Origin of the sequence: Advenella kashmirensis WT001 (assembly GCF_000219915.2) — a bacterium.
GTDB classification, from domain to species: domain Bacteria; phylum Pseudomonadota; class Gammaproteobacteria; order Burkholderiales; family Burkholderiaceae_B; genus Advenella; species Advenella kashmirensis.
The window spans coordinates 2667546-2685644 of the sequence record NC_017964.1 but is presented as its reverse complement, the minus strand read 5'-3'; the positions used below and the strand labels follow the sequence as shown (position 1 = coordinate 2685644).

Annotated in this window: 10 protein-coding genes and 7 pseudogenes; 15 read left to right on the top strand and 2 right to left on the bottom strand. The window is 56.8% G+C overall.

All coding sequences use genetic code 11. From position 1 onward, the window contains the following. Positions 1 to 154: 154 nt before the first annotated feature. The 14 genes and pseudogenes from radA to phoU all read left to right on the top strand — a co-directional run bounded on the left by radA (position 155) and on the right by phoU (position 12052). A pseudogene (gene radA / locus TKWG_RS12600) lies at positions 155 to 1514 on the top strand (DNA repair protein RadA). A 236-nt stretch (positions 1515 to 1750) separates the two neighbouring features. Then, positions 1751 to 2521 carry a sulfite exporter TauE/SafE family protein gene (locus TKWG_RS12595; RefSeq protein WP_014751197.1) on the top strand — a complete coding sequence of 257 codons (771 nt, stop codon included), beginning with the start codon at positions 1751 to 1753 and terminating at the stop codon, positions 2519 to 2521. Between the two features lie 52 nt (positions 2522 to 2573). Beyond that, complete coding sequence (locus tag TKWG_RS12590) at positions 2574 to 3353, top strand: ABC transporter permease (RefSeq protein ID WP_014751196.1); 780 nt, start codon at positions 2574 to 2576, stop codon at positions 3351 to 3353. Between the two features lie 5 nt (positions 3354 to 3358). After that, positions 3359 to 5053 (top strand): ABC transporter permease, encoded by a 1695-nt coding sequence (locus tag TKWG_RS12585; protein WP_014751195.1) that lies wholly within the window; start codon positions 3359 to 3361, stop codon positions 5051 to 5053. Beyond that, on the top strand, positions 5053 to 5472 hold the full coding sequence (locus TKWG_RS12580; RefSeq protein WP_014751194.1) for a group II truncated hemoglobin: 420 nt from the start codon (positions 5053 to 5055) through the stop codon (positions 5470 to 5472). Before TKWG_RS12585 ends, TKWG_RS12580 begins: the two co-directional genes overlap by 1 nt. Further along, positions 5465 to 6187: a 3-deoxy-D-manno-octulosonic acid kinase gene (locus tag TKWG_RS12575; protein WP_014751193.1), complete on the top strand. Its 723-nt coding sequence runs from the start codon at positions 5465 to 5467 to the stop codon at positions 6185 to 6187. Before TKWG_RS12580 ends, TKWG_RS12575 begins: the two co-directional genes overlap by 8 nt. Positions 6188 to 6260: 73 nt before the next feature. Next, positions 6261 to 7364 carry a polyamine ABC transporter substrate-binding protein gene (locus TKWG_RS12570; protein ID WP_014751192.1) on the top strand — a complete coding sequence of 368 codons (1104 nt, stop codon included), beginning with the start codon at positions 6261 to 6263 and terminating at the stop codon, positions 7362 to 7364. Between the two features lies 1 nt (position 7365). After that, positions 7366 to 8489: pseudogene (locus TKWG_RS12565) on the top strand (ABC transporter ATP-binding protein). Next, positions 8486 to 9399, top strand: a pseudogene (locus TKWG_RS12560) (ABC transporter permease subunit). The pseudogenes TKWG_RS12565 and TKWG_RS12560 overlap by 4 nt, the downstream one beginning before the upstream one ends. Further along, positions 9396 to 10196 carry an ABC transporter permease subunit gene (locus TKWG_RS12555; RefSeq protein ID WP_014751189.1) on the top strand — a complete coding sequence of 267 codons (801 nt, stop codon included), beginning with the start codon at positions 9396 to 9398 and terminating at the stop codon, positions 10194 to 10196. Before TKWG_RS12560 ends, TKWG_RS12555 begins: the two are co-directional and overlap by 4 nt. Then, a complete protein-coding gene (locus TKWG_RS25020; RefSeq protein ID WP_014751188.1) occupies positions 10193 to 10360 on the top strand; it encodes an arsenate reductase family protein in 168 nt (55 codons plus the stop codon). Before TKWG_RS12555 ends, TKWG_RS25020 begins: the two co-directional genes overlap by 4 nt. After that, positions 10360 to 10548 carry an ArsC/Spx/MgsR family protein gene (locus TKWG_RS25015; protein ID WP_014751187.1) on the top strand — a complete coding sequence of 63 codons (189 nt, stop codon included), beginning with the start codon at positions 10360 to 10362 and terminating at the stop codon, positions 10546 to 10548. Before TKWG_RS25020 ends, TKWG_RS25015 begins: the two co-directional genes overlap by 1 nt. A gap of 17 nt (positions 10549 to 10565) precedes the next feature. After that, entirely contained in the window at positions 10566 to 11243 is a 678-nt protein-coding gene (gene rpiA, locus TKWG_RS12545; RefSeq protein ID WP_041710212.1) for a ribose-5-phosphate isomerase RpiA, read from the top strand. A 63-nt stretch (positions 11244 to 11306) separates the two neighbouring features. Beyond that, a pseudogene (phoU, locus tag TKWG_RS12540) lies at positions 11307 to 12052 on the top strand (phosphate signaling complex protein PhoU). Between the two features lie 425 nt (positions 12053 to 12477). On the opposite strand, the pseudogene TKWG_RS12535 reads toward phoU, so the two are convergent. Beyond that, positions 12478 to 12749: pseudogene (locus TKWG_RS12535) on the bottom strand (oxidative damage protection protein). Positions 12750 to 12761: 12 nt separating this feature from the next. Further along, a pseudogene (gene argA, locus TKWG_RS12530) lies at positions 12762 to 14119 on the bottom strand (amino-acid N-acetyltransferase). Between the two features lie 100 nt (positions 14120 to 14219). Between argA and hrpA the strand changes: the two are divergent. After that, positions 14220 to 18099: pseudogene (gene hrpA, locus TKWG_RS12525) on the top strand (ATP-dependent RNA helicase HrpA).

The window sequence follows — 18099 nt, the reverse complement described above, 5'->3', positions numbered from 1 at the left end:
TGATGAATCCGGTTTGCGAGCTGTTCCGATAGCAGGAACGATTGTGTCGCCGGTAGCCGTATTTATCATACATTTCAGCAACGGTAACGTGGCTGCATCAGCAGTTTTTTCATTTAATGACAGCCCTTGCAGGGCAGTGGGAATCAGGCGCAGTATGGCAAAAGCAAAAACGGTGTATGTGTGTCAGGAGTGCGGCGGCGTCAGCGCCAAGTGGCAGGGACAGTGCCTCATTGCCAGGCATGGAACACCATGGTGGAAACCGTAGAGCGGGGCAGTGCACCGGCTGCGCCCAACCGTTATGCACATCTGGCCGAAGCGGCGCCAGTTCGCAATCTGGCCGATATTGAAGCGCGCGACACGCCCAGGCAGCCAACAGGTTTGTCCGAATTTGACCGGGTGCTCGGTGGCGGGCTGGTGCCTGGTGGCGTGGTGTTGATCGGCGGTGATCCGGGTATCGGCAAGTCAACGCTGTTGCTGCAGGCATTGGCGGCGCTCTCATTGCACACGCAGGTGCTGTATATTACCGGCGAAGAATCCGCAGAGCAGGTCGCCTGCGTGCCAAGCGCCTGGATCTGGCTACCGGCGCCGTGCAACTGGTGGCCGAAATTCAGCTCGAAAGCATTCAGGCGGTGTTGCAGCAGTACAAGCCTGCCGTTGCTGTTATCGATTCCATACAAACACTGTATTCCGCAGAATTGTCATCCGCTCCGGGGTCGGTCTCCCAGGTGCGCGAATGCGCCGCGCAGCTGACCCGCATTGCCAAGCAGACCGGCGTTGCCATGGTCATGATCGGCCATGTGACCAAAGACGGCACACTGGCCGGACCTCGTGTCCTGGAGCACATTGTTGATACGGTCCTGTATTTCGAGGGCGAAACTGACTCATCCTATCGCCTGATCCGGGCCTTCAAGAACCGCTATGGTGCGGTGAACGAGCTGGGCGTGTTCGCCATGACGGATAAGGGACTCAAGGGCGTGAGCAACCCTTCGGCGCTGTTTCTGTCGCAGCACACGGACAATGTACCCGGTTCCTGCGTAGTTGCGACCCAGGAAGGCAGTCGCCCGCTGCTGGTCGAGATCCAGGCGCTGGTCGACACCGCGCATGTTCCCAATCCGCGACGCCTGACGCTGGGCGTGGATGGCAGTCGCCTGGCCATGCTGCTGGCGGTATTGCACCGTCATGCGGGCGTGGCAACCTACGACCAGGATGTTTTTGTCAATGCAGTGGGCGGCGTCCGGATTACCGAAACCGCAACTGATTTGCCCGTGCTGCTGGCCATTCTTTCTTCGTTGCGCAATAAGCCTTTGCCCAAAGGATTAATTGCCTTTGGCGAAGTGGGGCTGGCCGGCGAAGTGCGTCCGGCGCCGCGCGGGCAGGAGCGCTTGCGCGAGGCAGCCAAGCTGGGTTTCAGCCTGGCGCTGATTCCCAAGCACAATGCGCCCAGACAGCCGATAGAAGGACTGGAAATCAAGGCTGTCTCACGCCTGGACGAGGTGCTGGAGCTAATTCGCTAGACATCGGCGTGATCCGCAAGATGGTCACCGCAGACGCCCGACGCCGGCCGATACCCGGCTGGAGACCGAAAATGGCAGCAGATAGCGGGGCTGGCCGGGCGGATGGATCAGGGCGCTGCTTGCGGCTGATCACTGGTGCCTGTTTGGCAACCCACAGTCTGCTCGCATTGACATGAGCATTTGAGGGCGCGGTCACTGCATGGCGACCGGCTCGAACCGTTTAACATTGAGAAAGCATGGATTGGTATCTGAATCTGTTGTTGTTTGTTTCGCTGGGGGCAGCCATTGGGTTTGTGGGCGCCATTGTCGGTATCGGCGGCGGGTTGATCGCCATTCCGATGCTGGCGCTGGTTTTTTCCATGCCGCAGCAACTGGCCCAGGGTACGGCCCTGCTCATGATTGCATCCAATGTGGTGCTCACACTACGCAATTATCACAAGCGCTCGCCCATTGATTTTCGTAGCGTGGCTATCGGCGTGGCCGCCAACGTCGTGGCCACTCACCTGGCGGCGCTGGTGGCGCAGGACATGAGTCCTGTGGTACTGCGAAATCTGTTTGCGCTGTTTTTGGGGTCGGTAGCCACGTTCTACGTATGGCAAACCCTGCGCACGGGCAAAAAACGTGAGGCGGCCGAGACCGGCCCTTCCCGGCGCATGGGCTTTATACAATATGTCATACTGGGCTCTATTTCGGGTGCCATTGGCGGCTTGTTCGGCGTAGGTGGCTCGCTCATCCTGGTGCCGGTCATGACGGTGGTCTACCGGTTTCGGCAGACCTCGGCGCAGGCGATGGCGCTGTCCATGATACTTCCCGGTACACTGGTGGCACTCATTACCTATTCGTGGCACGGTAATACTGACTGGACGGTAGGCATTGCCTTATCCCTGGGAGGTATGCTGATGATCCGTCAGGGTGTGCGCCTGGCTTTTTATCTACCTGAGCGTACGCTCAAACTTATCTTCGCCGGCGTTTTGTATCTGACGGTGGCATTGCTGCTGTTGAAATAGATCCCTTCATTCAGGAGAACACTTTGGGTCCCTTGGCAATATGGCAAATGGCATGGCGCCTGTTCCGCCGCGACTGGTTGTCGGGGGAGTTGCGTCTGCTGGCGTTAGCCTGGTGGTGGCGGTCACTGCGGTCTGCAGTGTGGGTTTTCTGGCCGATCGCGTCTCTTCGGGTCTGAATGACAACGCCGGCCAGGTGCTGGGCGCAGATCTGTTGTTCGAGTCCGATACGCCTATCGAGCCGGAGGTGGTCGAACAGGCCCACGCGATGGCGCTGCAAACGGCCAAGACCTGGCAATTTCCTTCCATGGTAACGTTTGACAAGCAGTCCAGGCTGGCCTCCATCAAAGTGGTGTCAGAGGGATATCCGCTAAAGGGCACCGTTACGCTGCAGGGCGCGGGCGATGAGGCAAACAGCCAGAACCGGCAGGCTGTACAGCGCATTCCGCCGGCGGGCACGGTATGGGTAGACCCGGCATTGCTGGCCCAGTTGCAGGCCTCGCCAGAGGCACAGTTGCGGGTTGGCATGAAAACACTGCAGGTGTCGGCAATCATTGAAAATGAGCCCGATCGCAATGTCGCCTTTGTTAACATCGCCCCGCGCCTGATGATGAACGAAGCGGACATGCAGGCCACCGGGCTGCTGGTGCCGGGCAGCCGGGTCAAAGAAACCCTGCTGATGGCCGGCGATGCCGAGGCAGTCGCGCAAATGCGCACCTGGCTGACTGCCAGGCCGGCCAAGGGCGCCAGATCATCGGCACCGATTCGGCCCGCCCCGAGATCCGGGCATCGCTGGACCGCGCTGAACAGTTTCTGTCGCTGGTTTCTGTCTTAAGCGTCATGATCGCCAGCGTGGCCATTGCCCTTGCGGCACGCCGGTTTTCTGCGCGCCACCAGGACGGGCTGGCCGTTATGCGCAGCCTGGGTGCCACCCAGGGAACCATCCTGAAGCTGGTCGCTATCGAGTTTATGCTGATCGCCACCTTTGCCTCTATCGCCGGTGTCGTGCTGGGTCTGGCGTTGCACTACGTGCTGATGTATTTTCTGGCCGGCCTGATTCCGGCGACCTTACCCGCAGTCTCGTGGGCGCCGGGCGTGGCAGGTCTGGTGACCGGTTGGGTGCTGGCCTTCGGCTTCTCCGTGATACCGGTGATGCATCTGTCGCGGGTGCCGCCATTGAAGGCGCTGCGGCGCGAACTGGATGTCGCAGCCAGTCGCCCATGGATCGCCATCGGAGTCGGTATTGTCATCTGGGTCGGTTTGCTGTTACTGCATACCGGCAACACCACGCTGGCCCTGATCAGCGCGGCGGGTTTCATCGGGGCGATGCTGGTGTGTGCGGCAATCACCTGGACCATCCTGCGCCTGCTGGCTCAATTGCGTCATCGGCTGGTGTCGCGGCCGGTCCTGCGTTTTGCACTGGCCGGCCTGGTAAACCGGCGCGGCATGACAGTCGTGCAAATATGTGCACTCACGCTGGGCATTATGATTATCCTGCTGCTGGGCCTGCTGCGCACCGATTTGCTGGCGGCCTGGCAGAATAATCTGCCCCCCGATGCGCCGAACCGTTTCCTGATCAATATTCAGCAGGACCAGAAACCGGCGCTGGGCCAGATGTTCGCCAAGGCCGGGCTGGGCCAGCCCTTGCTAGATCCCATGGTGCGCGGGCGCCTGGTCCGGATTGGCGACAAGGACGTGGATCCTTCGGCTTACGAGTCTGAACGCACGCAGCGGCTGGCCGAGCGTGAATTTAACCTGTCCTGGTTGAGCCAGTTGCCGCCCAGCAACCGTATCGCCAGCGGTCGCTGGCTGGATCCCAACGCTGCTGAAGTGTCGTTTGAAGACGATATTGCCGGCCAGCTGGGTGTCAAACTGAATGACCAGGTGACCTTCGATGTGGCTGGTGAGCTGGTGACCGCCAGGGTGACCAGCCTGAGGACCGTGAAATGGGACTCCATGCAGGTCAATTTTTTTGCCATTCTCTCGCCTGCCGTATTGCAGGATAAGCCGGCGACCTGGATTACGGCTTTTCATTTGCCGGAACAGCAGGCTGCATTTACTCAGGACGTCGTCAGTCAGTTTCCGAATATCACGGTATTTGACGTGTCGGGCATCTTGCGCCAGTTACAAACGATTCTCGATAGTGTGGCAGCGGCGGTTCAGTTTCTTTTTGTGTTTACGCTGGCTGCGGGCGTGGTCGTGCTCAGTACCGCGTTTCTTTCCACTCAGGATGAACGGATGTATGAAGCGAGCCTGTTACGGGCCATGGGCGCCACTTCACGGCAGCTGGACCAGGCCCAGCGCAGCGAACTGATCGTGATCGGCGTTGTGTCGGGAACGCTGGCTGCGGCCTTTGCGATACTGATCGCGCAACTGCTGGCCGTGCAGGTGTTTGACATCACGCTGCGCACCGGTATCATGCCATGGATAAGCGGAATCATACTGGGGATCATTGCATCATGGGCAGGGGGTAAAATGGCCTTGCGTGCTGTGAAAAATACGCCCCCGCTACTCATTTTACGGAGTGCCGACTAATGGCAAGATTATTGAATATTGTGGAAAATCTGGACACCACGACAACCTTTTATGACCAGATCGGCGGTGAGGCGGGTTTGCATGCCCTGGTGGAACGCTTCTATGATCTGATGGATATTGAAGATGATTTCAAGGCGCTGCGCGCTGTTCATGGCGATTCACTCGAACACGCAAGAGAAAAGCTGTTTCTGTTTCTGAGCGGTTATTTGGGTGGCCCCGACCGGTATATTGAAAAATTCGGTCACCCCATGTTGCGGGCCCGGCACCTGCCGTTTTCCATTGGCATTCAGGAACGGGATGAATGGGTTGCCTGCATGGGACGCGCCATGATCGATTGCAACGTACCGGCACCGTTGCAGGAGCATTTGCTGCATTCGTTCTTTGGCGTGGCCGACTGGATGCGGAACAAAGATGGCTGAGCCTGATTTTCACAGCACCCATCGGCCGGGACGCCAGATGCATCATGGGATTCGCATTCACCCTGATTTTCCGATTCCGGCCCGGATTGAAATTTTCACGCCACGGACCTGGGGCGAGAAAGCAACCAAGGTCTCGGATGGGGGGCGCAATACTGCCTGGTATCTTTCCACGCCCTGGGGAGAAGCCGTGTTGCGTCACTATCATCGCGGTGGCCTGATCAGCCGGTTTGTGGACGAACGCTATTTATGGATCTCAGAGGAAACCACCCGCTCGTTTGCTGAGTTTGCGCTCCTGAACGAACTGCATGCCCAGGGCCTGCCGGTGCCGCGTGCCATGGCTGCTTCCTATCAGCGACGCGGCGTTACTTACCGTGCTGCCATCATGACCGAGAGACTGCACAATACGATATCCCTGGCGCAGGCAATCAGCCAGGCAGGGCCGGCCAGTATCAAGCTGGTCGAGCCTGTGAGTGCCGCCATTCGCCAGTTGCATGACGCCAATGTCTATCACGCGGATCTGAATGCCCACAATATTCTGGTGGACGACATACAGAAAATCTGGCTGATCGACTTTGACAAGTCATCGCGCCGGACCATGACGAAAACGCTGCGTGAGCAATCACTTGAACGCCTGGGCCGCTCACTGCAAAAGCTGCTCGGGGAGCAGGGCGTCATTTTTTCGGGACAGCTGCAACAGCAATATCAGCAAAGCTGAAAAAATTCGGTGACCCAGGCGAAAAATGCCTTTATTATTTCTTTTTTTTCTAACCTGATTTGGGGAAACCGCAATGAAACCGTCCTCTGTCCGCCGCCTTGTTCTCGCGCTGTCCCTGGCCTGCACTGCAAGTGCCGTTCATGCTGCCGAAGAAAAGGTGCTGAATGTCTACAACTGGGCTGAATACAGCGCGCCGGACACGATTCCGGGTTTCGAAAAACAAACCGGCATCAAGGTGCGCTATGACACCTATGATACCAACGACATTCTGCAGGCTAAGCTGCTTACCGGAAAGTCCGGTTATGACGTGGTTGTGCCCTCAACCCATTATGCCTCGCGCCAGATCGAAGGCGGTCTGTTCCAGAAACTGGATAAGTCTAAAATACCGAACTGGAAAAATCTGGATCCGGCCATCATGGAACTGGTTGCACAGGTCGATCCGGGCAACCAGTATCTGGTGCCCTGGGGCTATGGAACCAACGGTATCGGCCTGAACGTCACCAAGGCCAAAGCGGCCCTGGGTGAAAACGCCGAACTGGGCAAGTGGGAAACACTGTTCGATCCGGAAAATGCCAAGAAATTGCAGTCTTGCGGCATTTCCATCCTGGATGAGGCCGCGCAGGTCTTTCCTGCCGTTCTGCATTATCTGGGCAAGGATCCCAATAGCGACAAGGCTGAAGATTACCAGGCGGCCCTGGACGTGCTCAAGAAAATCCGTCCGTATATCCGCCAATTTAGCTCATCGGGTTATATTGATGAACTGGCTTCAGGTGACCTGTGCATGGTGTATGGTTTCTCCGGCGATGTCATGATCGCCGCCAGTCGGGCCAAGGAAGCCAAGAAAGATTACGTGATCGACTATTACATTCCGGCTGGCGGAGCGCCGGCATGGTTTGATACCATGGCCGTGCCCAAGGACGCACCTCATCCGGAAAACGCCATGACGTTCATCAATTACATTGAAGAGCCCAAGGTGCATGCGGCCATTACCAACAATATGTTCTATCCCAATGCCAACAAGGCGGCACGCGAGTTCGTCAACAAGGAAATTGCCGACAATCCCATGATCTACCCGGAAGCCGACGTAGCCAAGACCCTGTTTGTGATCAAAGCCCAGCCGATGAAAATTGCCCGCCTGCAGACCCGCTTGTGGGCCGAGCTCAAGGCAGGGAAATAAGATGGCCGAGCGGCATTTGTCGGCGGCAACCAGCGACGCGGATGAATTCGTCAAGCTGGTTGATGTCGTCAAGATTTTCGGTGACACCGTTGCCGTGCAGTCGGTCAATCTGACGGTGCGGCGCAACGAGATTTTTGCGTTGCTGGGCAGTTCGGGTTGCGGCAAGTCAACCCTGCTGCGCATGCTGGCCGGTTTTGAAGCGCCAACCTCGGGCAAGATCCTGCTGGACGGGACTGATCTGACCGGTATTGCACCGTATAAGCGGCCGGTCAATATGATGTTCCAGTCGTACGCGCTGTTTCCTCATATGACCGTAGAGGCCAATGTGGCCTACGGGTTAAAGCAGGAAGGCGTTGATCGCCAGGAAATCCATGATCGCGTGTTCGCTGCCCTGGATCTGGTGCAAATGGCCGGCTATTCGCGCCGCAAGCCTTCACAGCTGTCGGGCGGGCAGCAGCAGCGTGTGGCACTGGCGCGCAGCCTGGTCAAGCGGCCCAAGCTGTTGTTGCTGGATGAACCCATGTCGGCGCTGGACAAACAGATCCGCCAGAAGACCCAGATCGAACTGGTGCGGATCCTTGACCAGGTCGGCGTGACCTGCGTCATGGTGACCCATGACCAGGAAGAAGCCATGACCATGGCCAACCGCATCGCGTCATGACCGAGGGACAGATTGTACAAACCGGCAGCCCGCAGGAAGTGTACATGTTTCCGAATTCGCGCTTTGTTGCCGGGTTCATCGGCTCGACCAATATCTTTACCGGTACGATCGTGGTGGATGAGCCGGACCATATCGTGATCGAAAGCGATGAGCTGATGCGCCCGCTGTTTGTCAATCACGGGGTCAGCGAGCCGCTGGGCATGGAAGTGTTCGTGTCCATTCGTCCAGAGCAGATTCGCGTGCTGATTGACCAGCCCGACGACGAAACCAATATCGGACACGGTATTGTCACGCACGTGGCCTGGATGGGCAGCTACACGCTCTATCAGATTCGCCTGGATTCGGGCAAGGTCATCGAGGCCAGCGTGCCAGGCATTGAGCTGGCGCAGGAAAATGCGCCCGGCATTGATGACGAGGTCTTTGTAACCTGGGGGCCGGACAGCGCAACGGTGCTGCCGTCATGAAGCCCTTGCATTCGCTGCGCAACTATCGTCCCGACCAGCGTGCGTGGGCCATTTTGCCACCGTATATCTGGCTGGTGCTCTGTTTGCTGGTGCCGTTTTTCATTGTTCTGAAGATCAGTTTTTCAGAATCCACGTTTGGTATTCCTCCTTATGGACCACTGGTACAGATAGAGGAAGAGGTACTGACGCTTTCCCTGCACTTTGAGGGATACCTGCTGCTTCTGACCGATCCGTTGTTCATCGGTGCCTATCTCAAATCGCTGAAAATGGCATTGGTGACCACCTTGTGGTGTGTGGCTATCGGCTATCCAATGGCGTACTATATCGCCCGTTCAGCGCCACGCCAGCGCAACTTGCTGCTGCTGGCTGTCATCCTGCCATTCTGGACCTCGCTGCTGTTGCGCGTCTATGCCTGGATCGGCATTTTGCGCAACGAAGGCTTGTTGAACCAGTTTCTTATGTGGACCGGCATAACTTCGACGCCTATCGAGATTTATCGCACCGATATGGCCGTCTATATCGGTCTGGTATACACCTACCTGCCATTTTTTATCCTGCCGCTGTACACGAACCTGGTCAAGATGGACCGGCGGCTTTTGCAGGCAGCCTATGATCTTGGCGCGCGCCCGTGGAAGGCATTTTTCACCATTACGCTACCGCTGTCGGTTCCCGGCGTAATCGCCGGCGCATGCTGGTTTTCATTCCGACGGTGGGCGAGTATGTGATTCCCGAACTGCTGGGGGGAACCAACACATACATGATGGGTCGCCTGATGTGGGATCAGTACTTTACCGACACCAACTGGCCAGTGGCTGCAGCGGTGGCCGTGACCATGACGCTTTTCCTGCTTATTCCGCTCGTGATATTCCAGTACAGCCAGGCCAGGGCCCTGAAAGGACGGGACGAATGAAACAGGAAAATATCTGGCTCAAGTGGCTGTTTCTGGGTGCAGGCCTGCTGTTTCTGTATATTCCCATTCTCAGCCTGATTGTCTTTTCGTTTAACGAATCGGCGCTGGCCTCAAGCTGGTCAGGCTTCTCGCTACGCTGGTACCAGAGCCTGTCGCAGGACCGGGCTTTGCTCAGTGCGGCCTGGCTGTCACTGCGTATTGCGTTTCTGACGGCGACCGCAGCGGTGATCATCGGCACCTGGGCCGGTTATGTGCTGGCGCGCAAGGGGCCGTTCAAGGGATTTGGCCTGTATATCGGCATGTTGAATGCGCCGCTGGTTATTCCAGATGTCATTTTGGGTATTTCACTGCTGTTGATGATTATCGAAATCCGAAACATGACTGGTTTCCCTGAAAGCAATGGCATTTTCACCATCTGGCTGGGCCATGTTACGCTGTGTGTAGCGTACGTATCGGTGGTCATTCAGTCGCGGGTGCGCGAACTGGATCGTTCTCTGGAAGAGGCGGCGCTGGATCTGGGGGCGCCCCCGTTGCGGGTGTTTTTCACCATCACGCTGCCGCTAATTGCTCCTGCACTGGTATCGGCCTGGCTGCTGGCCTTTACATTGTCCCTGGATGATGTGGTTATTGCCTCCTTCCTGAATGGTCCGGGCTATACTACCTTACCAATCGAAGTCTTTTCGCGCGTGCGGCTCGGCATAAAACCGGAAGTCAACGCGCTGGCAACGTTGATGATCCTGCTGGTCGGGACATTCGTGATTGTTGCCAATTATTTTCAGGGACGTGCAAAGCAATGAGTGTAATACGCCAATACGGGCTGAAACGGTGCAGTACTTGCGTAAAAGCGCGCAAGTGGCTACAGGAGCGAGGCGAGCAGGTTGAATTTACCGATTATCGCGATGAGCCGGCAGACAGCGCGCTGCTCAAGACCTGGGCCGCGCCGCAGGCGGGGCACAATTGATGATCAATCGCAATTCCCAGACCTGGCGTGGTTTACCCGAAGATCGCAAAACACCCGCCACCGAACAGCAATGGCTGGCGCTGGCCGAGGAGTTTCCTTCACTGATCAAGCGGCCGGTCACGATGTTCGCCGATGGTGCGACCACATTCGGGTTTGCCGAAAGCACTTTTGCTGCCCATCTCTCGTAACAGGTAGGATCATGGAACTGAAGTCACAGGAACAATTGAAACGCGACGTGGCGCAGGCCGCCGTCGGGTATATCCGGCCTTTTTTTGGCGCCGATGCCGTGATCGGCGTGGGCACGGGTTCAACCGCCGATCTTTTCATTGATGAACTGGCAAAATATAAAAATGAATTTGCCGGCGCTGTTGCCAGTTCGGAACGCAGCGCAGCCCGTTTGCGCGGGCACGGCGTGCGCGTGCTGGATCTGGCCGAAACCAGTAAACCGTTGCCGGTCTATGTGGATGGCGCCGATGAAATTAATCCATTGCTGCAAATGGTCAAGGGTGGTGGCGGGGCGCACACACGGGAAAAAATTGTGGCCGCTGCGTCTGAACGGTTTGTCTGCATCGTGGACGAAACAAAATGCGTGGATCTGCTGGGCAGCTTTGCCATCCCGCTTGAAGTGATTCCCATGGCCGTGCCTATTGTGATGCGCAAAATAGCAGCGCTGGGCGCCACGGCCACTGTGCGGGCTGATTTTATTACAGATAATGGCAATCCGATACTTGATGTTGCGGGCATGCGCCTGGCCGATGCGCGTGAAATGGAAACGGCCATGAACGCGATCGCCGGCGTGGTCACTTGCGGTCTGTTTGCGCTTGAACCGGCAACCGTTGTAATGGTTGCAAAGCAGCAGGGGGTAGACATTCGCGAACGCTGATGTCATATTCTTGTCATTGAACGGTCTTAAACTTCTCTTATCTTTCTTATCGCAGGCATCGCCATGGCACAACATACCAACACCCGCTTTGATGCGGAACTCGAAGATATCCGCTCCCGTTTCTTACGCATGGGTGGTCTTGTAGAGGCAATGATCGAAGACAGCATGCTGATTCTGGCCGACGGCAATCTGACCGTTGCAGAACGGGTGTTTGAGCGGGAAAAGGAAGTCAATCGTCTGGAAATGGATATTGACCATTCGATTGCCCAAATCCTGGCGCTGCAGCAACCCACGGCTGTGGATTTGCGTTTGGTGATATCGGTATCCAAAATGCTTACGGACATGGAGCGCTCCGGAGACGAGGCCGAAAAAATCGCCAAAATGGCGCGTCGTCTGTACGAGAGCCCCAACCGCTACGAGCCCATTGTAGATATGACGCATTTTGCCGTTGGCGTTCAGAAAATGCTCAATCGCAGCCTGGATGCCTTTGCACGCAAGGATGCCATTCTGGCGGCCGATGTCGTGCGCAGCGACAAAAAGATCGACAAGCAATGGAAAAGCATATTGCGTGAGGTGAGCAGCTACATGATTGAAGATCCGCGCACCACCACGGCATGTATAGACTTGATCTTCATTGCCCGTGCCTGGAGCGAATTGGCGATCATGCCAAGAATATGGCAGAACGGGTCATTTATCTGGTGCAGGGTGAAGACGCCCGCCACACCAGCGTCAAGAACGTTGAATCTATGGCGCGTGGTGAAGAGGAGCCAACAGCGCCCCCCGCCCCGGTGGCTGACCAGAGCAATTGATATTTTCAATCCGTCAGTAGCCCGGGTATTGAAAGCCAATTGCAATTGGGATTATCTTAGTAAACGGATATCGAGTAATCAATACCGGTCAGTAATACCTAATCAGCAATGCTCAATTAGCAATATCCAATATGAATAAGCAGCAATAATAAATGACTCCGCATGAAAGTGCGGAGTTTTTTTTGCCGTGAAAAGCGCTTTGGTATACCGGCTCAAAACAGGGCCACAGGTCTGCGGGCCTGTCAGCAAGCGGCGCAGACAAGCACGTAACCATCAGAGTGCGCGCTATGCGGATATGAGCGTCAGCGGCGGGCCGCTTGCCGTGCCGGCGACAAAAAACCGGGCCAGGCCCGGTCAAGGATGCTGTTATTGCGTGTGCAATAAACGGCGCAGCATCACAGATGTGATGCTATAGAAAAAATGCATCAGGCTGAAGGCGGCACGTAGCCTGGGCTTCGACATCCACATCGTCAAACAGAAAACTTTCCATTTGCTGCTGCAGATATTTACGGGCCCGGGCATCAGCCAGGTTCAGGCGGTTCTCATTGACAATACGCGTTTGAATGTCAGTCCACTGCTGCCAGGCTTCCTTGGAAATCGAATTCCAGATCTTGGTGCCCAATTCGCCCGGATAGGGAGGATAGTCCAGACCTTCGGCCTCTTTTTTCAGTTTGATACATTGAATCATTCGGGCCATGGCAATTCTCGCTTAAAGTTTTTTGATAAAGATATGACTGTTGCGACTACGATTGTAGTTCATTTGCTTTTCCTGGGGCAAATCGTTGATGGTTCCCTGTACGAAGCCGCGTTTGATAAACCAGTGCGAGGTGCGTGTGGTCAGTACGAATAGTTTTTTCATGCCCATGGCGCGCGCACGTGCTTCGGTATGGCGCAGCAGGATTTCTCCTTCACCAGAGCCCTGCCATTCGGGGTTGACAATCAGGCAGGCCATTTCCGCCATCTGGTCTGCGGGAAACGGATTGAGCGAAACACAGCCATAAATGACGCCATCGTGCTCCAGCACGGTGAAGCGCTCTACATCGCGTTCAATGACATGGCGGCCTCGCGGCACCAGGGTGCCATCAGCCTCCAGTGGTTCAATCAGTTGTACGATCGCGCCAATATCGTCAATGGTGGCGGTGCGCAGGTCATCCAGCGTGTCCTCCACACCATCGTTCCGACGCCATCATGGGTAAAGTATTCCAGCAGAATGCTGCCGTCCAGATCGAAGGGGATCAGGTGGGCACGGGCCACGCCGCGCTTGACCGCCTTGGCGGCATGGGACAGATAACTGCGTGTATCCACGTCAAGCGTGCCTTCGCGAATCATCGCTTCGGCATCTTCGCGTGCGATTTCCGTGATAATCTGGCCAAGGCTGTCGCGCAACATGCGATTTTGAGTCAGGAAAATCAGTTTTTCGGCACGCAGGGCAACCGCGGTACTGGTGGCAATGTCTTCCATCGCCAGGTTGAATGCTTCACCTGTTGGTGAAAAACCAATGGGCGAGAGCAGCACCACGCCACCGTGGGACAAGACTTTTTTCATGGCATCCAGATCGAATTTGCGCACCTTGCCGGTATGACGAAAATCGACACCGTCGATGACGCCAATGGGCTGGGCGGTCACAAAGTTGCCTGAAATGATATGAATCTGTGCGTTGGACATGGGCGTGTTGGGCAACCCCTGGCTGAACGCAGCTTCAATATCCAGCCGAATTTCACCAGCTGCTTCCTTGGCGCATTCCAGGGCTTCGGCAGAGGTAGGCTCCGGTTCACGACCAAACTGGAAGGAAAACCCTTTCAGGCGCAACTGTTCGTTCACCTGGGGCAGGCAGCCATGAACCAGTACAATGTGCACCCCTAGCGAGGTAAGTAGGGAAAGATCCTGAATCAACGCATTGAGCGCGCCGGCCTGGATCAGATCGCCACCAAATCCAACCACAAATGTCTTATTGCGCAGAGTGTGCACATAGGGAGCGACATCGCGAAACCATCGCACAAATTGTGCGGGAACAAATTCAGGTGCATCCTGGGCAGAATAGGTTTCGGGGTCAGGGGCAATGGTCACGGTGGTATGGATTCCTTGAATTGATGTGAAATACCGCTATCTAATAAATATGCGGCCTGCCAAAATTATAATGTTGGCTGAATGAACAGATTGAAATTGTATGAAAAAAAAGGAAGATCGGGCCGCTGATACGGCAAAGAAACCACAGAATGCGCGCCAGGACACGCCTGCGCGTGCTGTGCGTGCGCCGCGCGAGATCCCGCCCATCACCTATCCGGAAGCGCTGCCCGTCAGTGAGCGACGACATGAAATTGCCCAGGCGCTACAGGAAAACCAGGTCATCATCGTCAGCGGTGAAACCGGCTCGGGCAAAACCACACAACTGCCCAAGATCTGCCTTGAGGCCGGGCGGGGCCGCACACGCCTGATCGGCCATACCCAGCCAAGACGCCTGGCCGCGACCTCGGTTGCTCGCCGGATTGCTGAAGAGCTCAATACGCCTCTGGGCGAGCTGGTTGGCTATCAGATCCGGTTTAACGACAGGACGGGTCCGGACGCCGCGATCAAGCTGATGACAGATGGCATTTTACTGTCTGAATCGCAAAAAGACCCGCTGCTGCGCAAATACGATACGATCATTATTGATGAAGCGCATGAGCGCAGCCTCAATATTGACTTTTTGTTAGGTTTTTTGCGCGTGCTGTTGCCGCGCAGGCGCGATCTCAAGCTCATTATCACATCTGCAACTATTGATGCAGACCGCTTTGCCCGGCATTTTGCCGATGCCGATGGCAAACCGGCGCCGGTTATCGAAGTGTCGGGCCGGCTGTTTCCTGTCGAAGTGCGCTACCGACCGGTGCATTTTCTGGACGACGAAGACGAGGCCAGGCCGGCGGCCCGATCGACAGCAAACGAAACGCGCCGTCTGGACCGTGACGGCGAAAAAGAGCTGGTTGATGGCATTGTGGCTGCGGTTGACGAGTGCGCCGCCCACGGCGCCGGCGACATATTGATATTTTTGCCGGGCGAGCGCGAGATCCGCGAGGCTGCCGAGGCACTGCGCAAGCACCATCCGCCCAGCACCCAGATCCTGCCGCTGTTTGCCCGTATGTCGCAGCAGGAGCAGGAACGCATTTTCCGTCCCGACACCAATCAGCGCCGGGTGATTCTGGCCACCAACGTGGCTGAAACCTCGCTCACGGTACCCGGCATTCGCTTTGTGGTCGATAGCGGGCTGGCTCGCGTTAAGCGTTATTCGTGGCGCAATAAGGTCGAACAGCTGCAGATCGAACCCATCAGCCAGGCCTCGGCCAACCAGCGTGCCGGGCGTTGCGGCCGTATCGGCCCGGGCGTCTGTATCCGCCTTTATGATGAAGAGGGCTTTGCCCAGCGTGCGAAATTTACCGATCCGGAGATTCTGCGATCATCACTGGCGGCCGTGATCCTGCGCATGAAAGCGCTGCGCATGAGCGAGATCGAGTCGTTTCCGTTTGTCGATCGGCCGGCGGGCAAGGCGGTGGCCGACGGCTATAACCAATTGCAGGAACTGGGCGCCTGGATGAACACAATGCCTTGACTGCAATCGGCAAGACGCTGTCACTCTTGCCGCTGGATCCGCGCATCGCACGCATGATTCTGGCCGCCAACGATCAGCATTGCCTGCATGAGATGTTGATCATCGCTGCAGCCCTGTCCATTCAGGACCCGCGCGAGCGCCCCTTCAATGCGCGCGAGGCCAGCGAACAGGCGCATGTGCGCTTTCGTGACGACAAGTCCGAATTCATGTCCTACCTGAAACTATGGAACTGGTATGAAGATGCGGTGCGCCACAAGGGTTCACAGCGCAAACTGGTTACCCAGTTGCGCGGTGAATTTCTCTCGCCCCTGCGCTTGCGCGAGTGGCATGATGTGCACACGCAATTGCTGCAATTGGTGCGCGAGCAGGGCTGGCGTGTCAACACGACCGAGGCTACCTTTGAACAGGTGCACCGCGCCTGCTGACCGGCCTGCTGGGCAATATCGGCCTCAAAAGCGAGGAGAGCGCCCAATATCAGGGGGCGCGCGATATTCGTTTTGTGGTTCACCCGGGATCGGCACTGATCAAAAAAAGCGGCAAATGGATTGTCGCTGCCGAGCTGGTCGAAACCACCCGATTATTTGCGCGGTGCATTGCCAATGTGGACCCCCGCTGGATCGAAGCAGCCGGCGCGCATCTGCTGAAGAAACACTGGTCTGACCCGGCCTTCAATGCCAGCCGCGGGCAGGTACTGGCCAACGAGCGAGCCACGCTTTATGGTCTGATGGTCTACAGCGGCCGCAAGGTCAATTACGGCAGAATCGCACCGGCCGAGGCGCGCGAGATCTTTATCCGGCAGGCTTTGGTTGACGGCCAGATTAACGCTACGCTGCCATTTATTGCGCATAACGCCAAGGTCATACGGGAAATTGAAAAAATGGAGCATCAGGCCAGACGGCCCGATATTCTGATTGACGATGAATTGATCTTTGCCTTTTACGATAAACAGATTCCTGCCGATGTCTGCCAGACGCAGACGCTGGTCAATTGGTACGGCAAGCTGGACCAGGCGGCTGCCCGGCAATTGTTGCTGAACCGTGAAGATCTCATGCGTCACGAGGCATCGGGTATTACCTCGGAGGTGTTTCCCAAGCGCACGGAGTGGGAAGGCATGTCTTTGGCGCTGTCTTACCATTTCGAACCCGGTTCGCCCAAAGACGGGGTGACCGCAACCATTCCGGTGTTTCTGCTCAATCAGGTAGATCCGGTGCAAAGCGAATGGCTGGTGCCGGGCATGCTCAAGGAAAAGGTGCTGCACCTGCTCAAATCGCTGCCGCAGAAACTGCGGCGTCATTGTGTGCCGCTGCCCGATTATGCCCAGGGGTTTTTCGAGCGCTGGTTTGACAAAGCCGCCGATCCGGATCGCTCGCTGCTGGTGGCGCTGGCCGATGATATTCGTGATGAACTGACGATTCGGGTGGCTACCAGCGACTTCAAGCCGGAGACGCTGCCGGCACATTTGTTCATGAACTTTCGGGTGGTGGATGAGCATGGCCGCATGCTCTCGGCCGGCCGTAACCTGAGTCAGCTGAAGGCCGAACATGCGCCGGCTGCGCAGGCATCGTTTCAATCCATGGTCAGTCGCGACAAATCGGTGGCCCAGGTGGTCAGCCAGGACGATATCGTGCAATGGGATTTCGGCCAGCTACCGGAAATCATGGAAATCCGCAAGAAGAACGAAGTCTTCATTGGTTACCCGGCGCTGGTGGATCTGGGACAAAGCTGCACCATTGATGTTTTCGATGATCCTGATGTTGCTGCGCGCAAGCACCGACTGGGGTTGTTGCGTCTGTTTCGCATTGCCATGAAAGATCAGTTAAAGCAACTGGCCAAATCCATTCCGGAACTCACGCGTATGGGCATGCTGGCCGTTTCGCTGATGAATCAGGAGAGCCTGCGCGATCAGATTGTCGAGGCGGCTCTGGGACAGGCCTGCCTGGCCGAGCCGCTGCCGGCCAATGCCGAGCAGTTTGAAGCGCGGCGTCTGGACGCCAAGGGTCGCATAGGCCTGTTGATTCAGGAAGAGGCCCGGCTGGCGCTGACCACCCTGACAGAGTGGGCGGCATTGCAAAAGAAACTGGTCTCGGTACGTTCGTCGGCCAAGACGCTGCACGACGATATCGTGGCGGGCGCAAGCGTCTTCATGACGGCGCAATTTCTGACCGATCACCCGCACAGCCGGCGTACCCATTATCCGCGCTATCTGAAGGCGGCGTCGGCGCGTATCGACAAATACCGCAGCGATCCGGCGCGCGATGCCCGCCTGATGCAGGAGATGGCGCCCCTGGTACTGAACTACCAGCGCATGCGCAGTGCGCTCAAGGGCCAGGCCGATGAGCGGCTGGACGACTTTTTCTGGATGCTGCAGGAACTGCGCGTGGCCCTGTTTGCACAGGAGCTGCGCACCCCGGTGCCGGTGTCGGTACGGCGTTTGCAAAAAAGCTGGGAAAGCCTTAATCGTTGA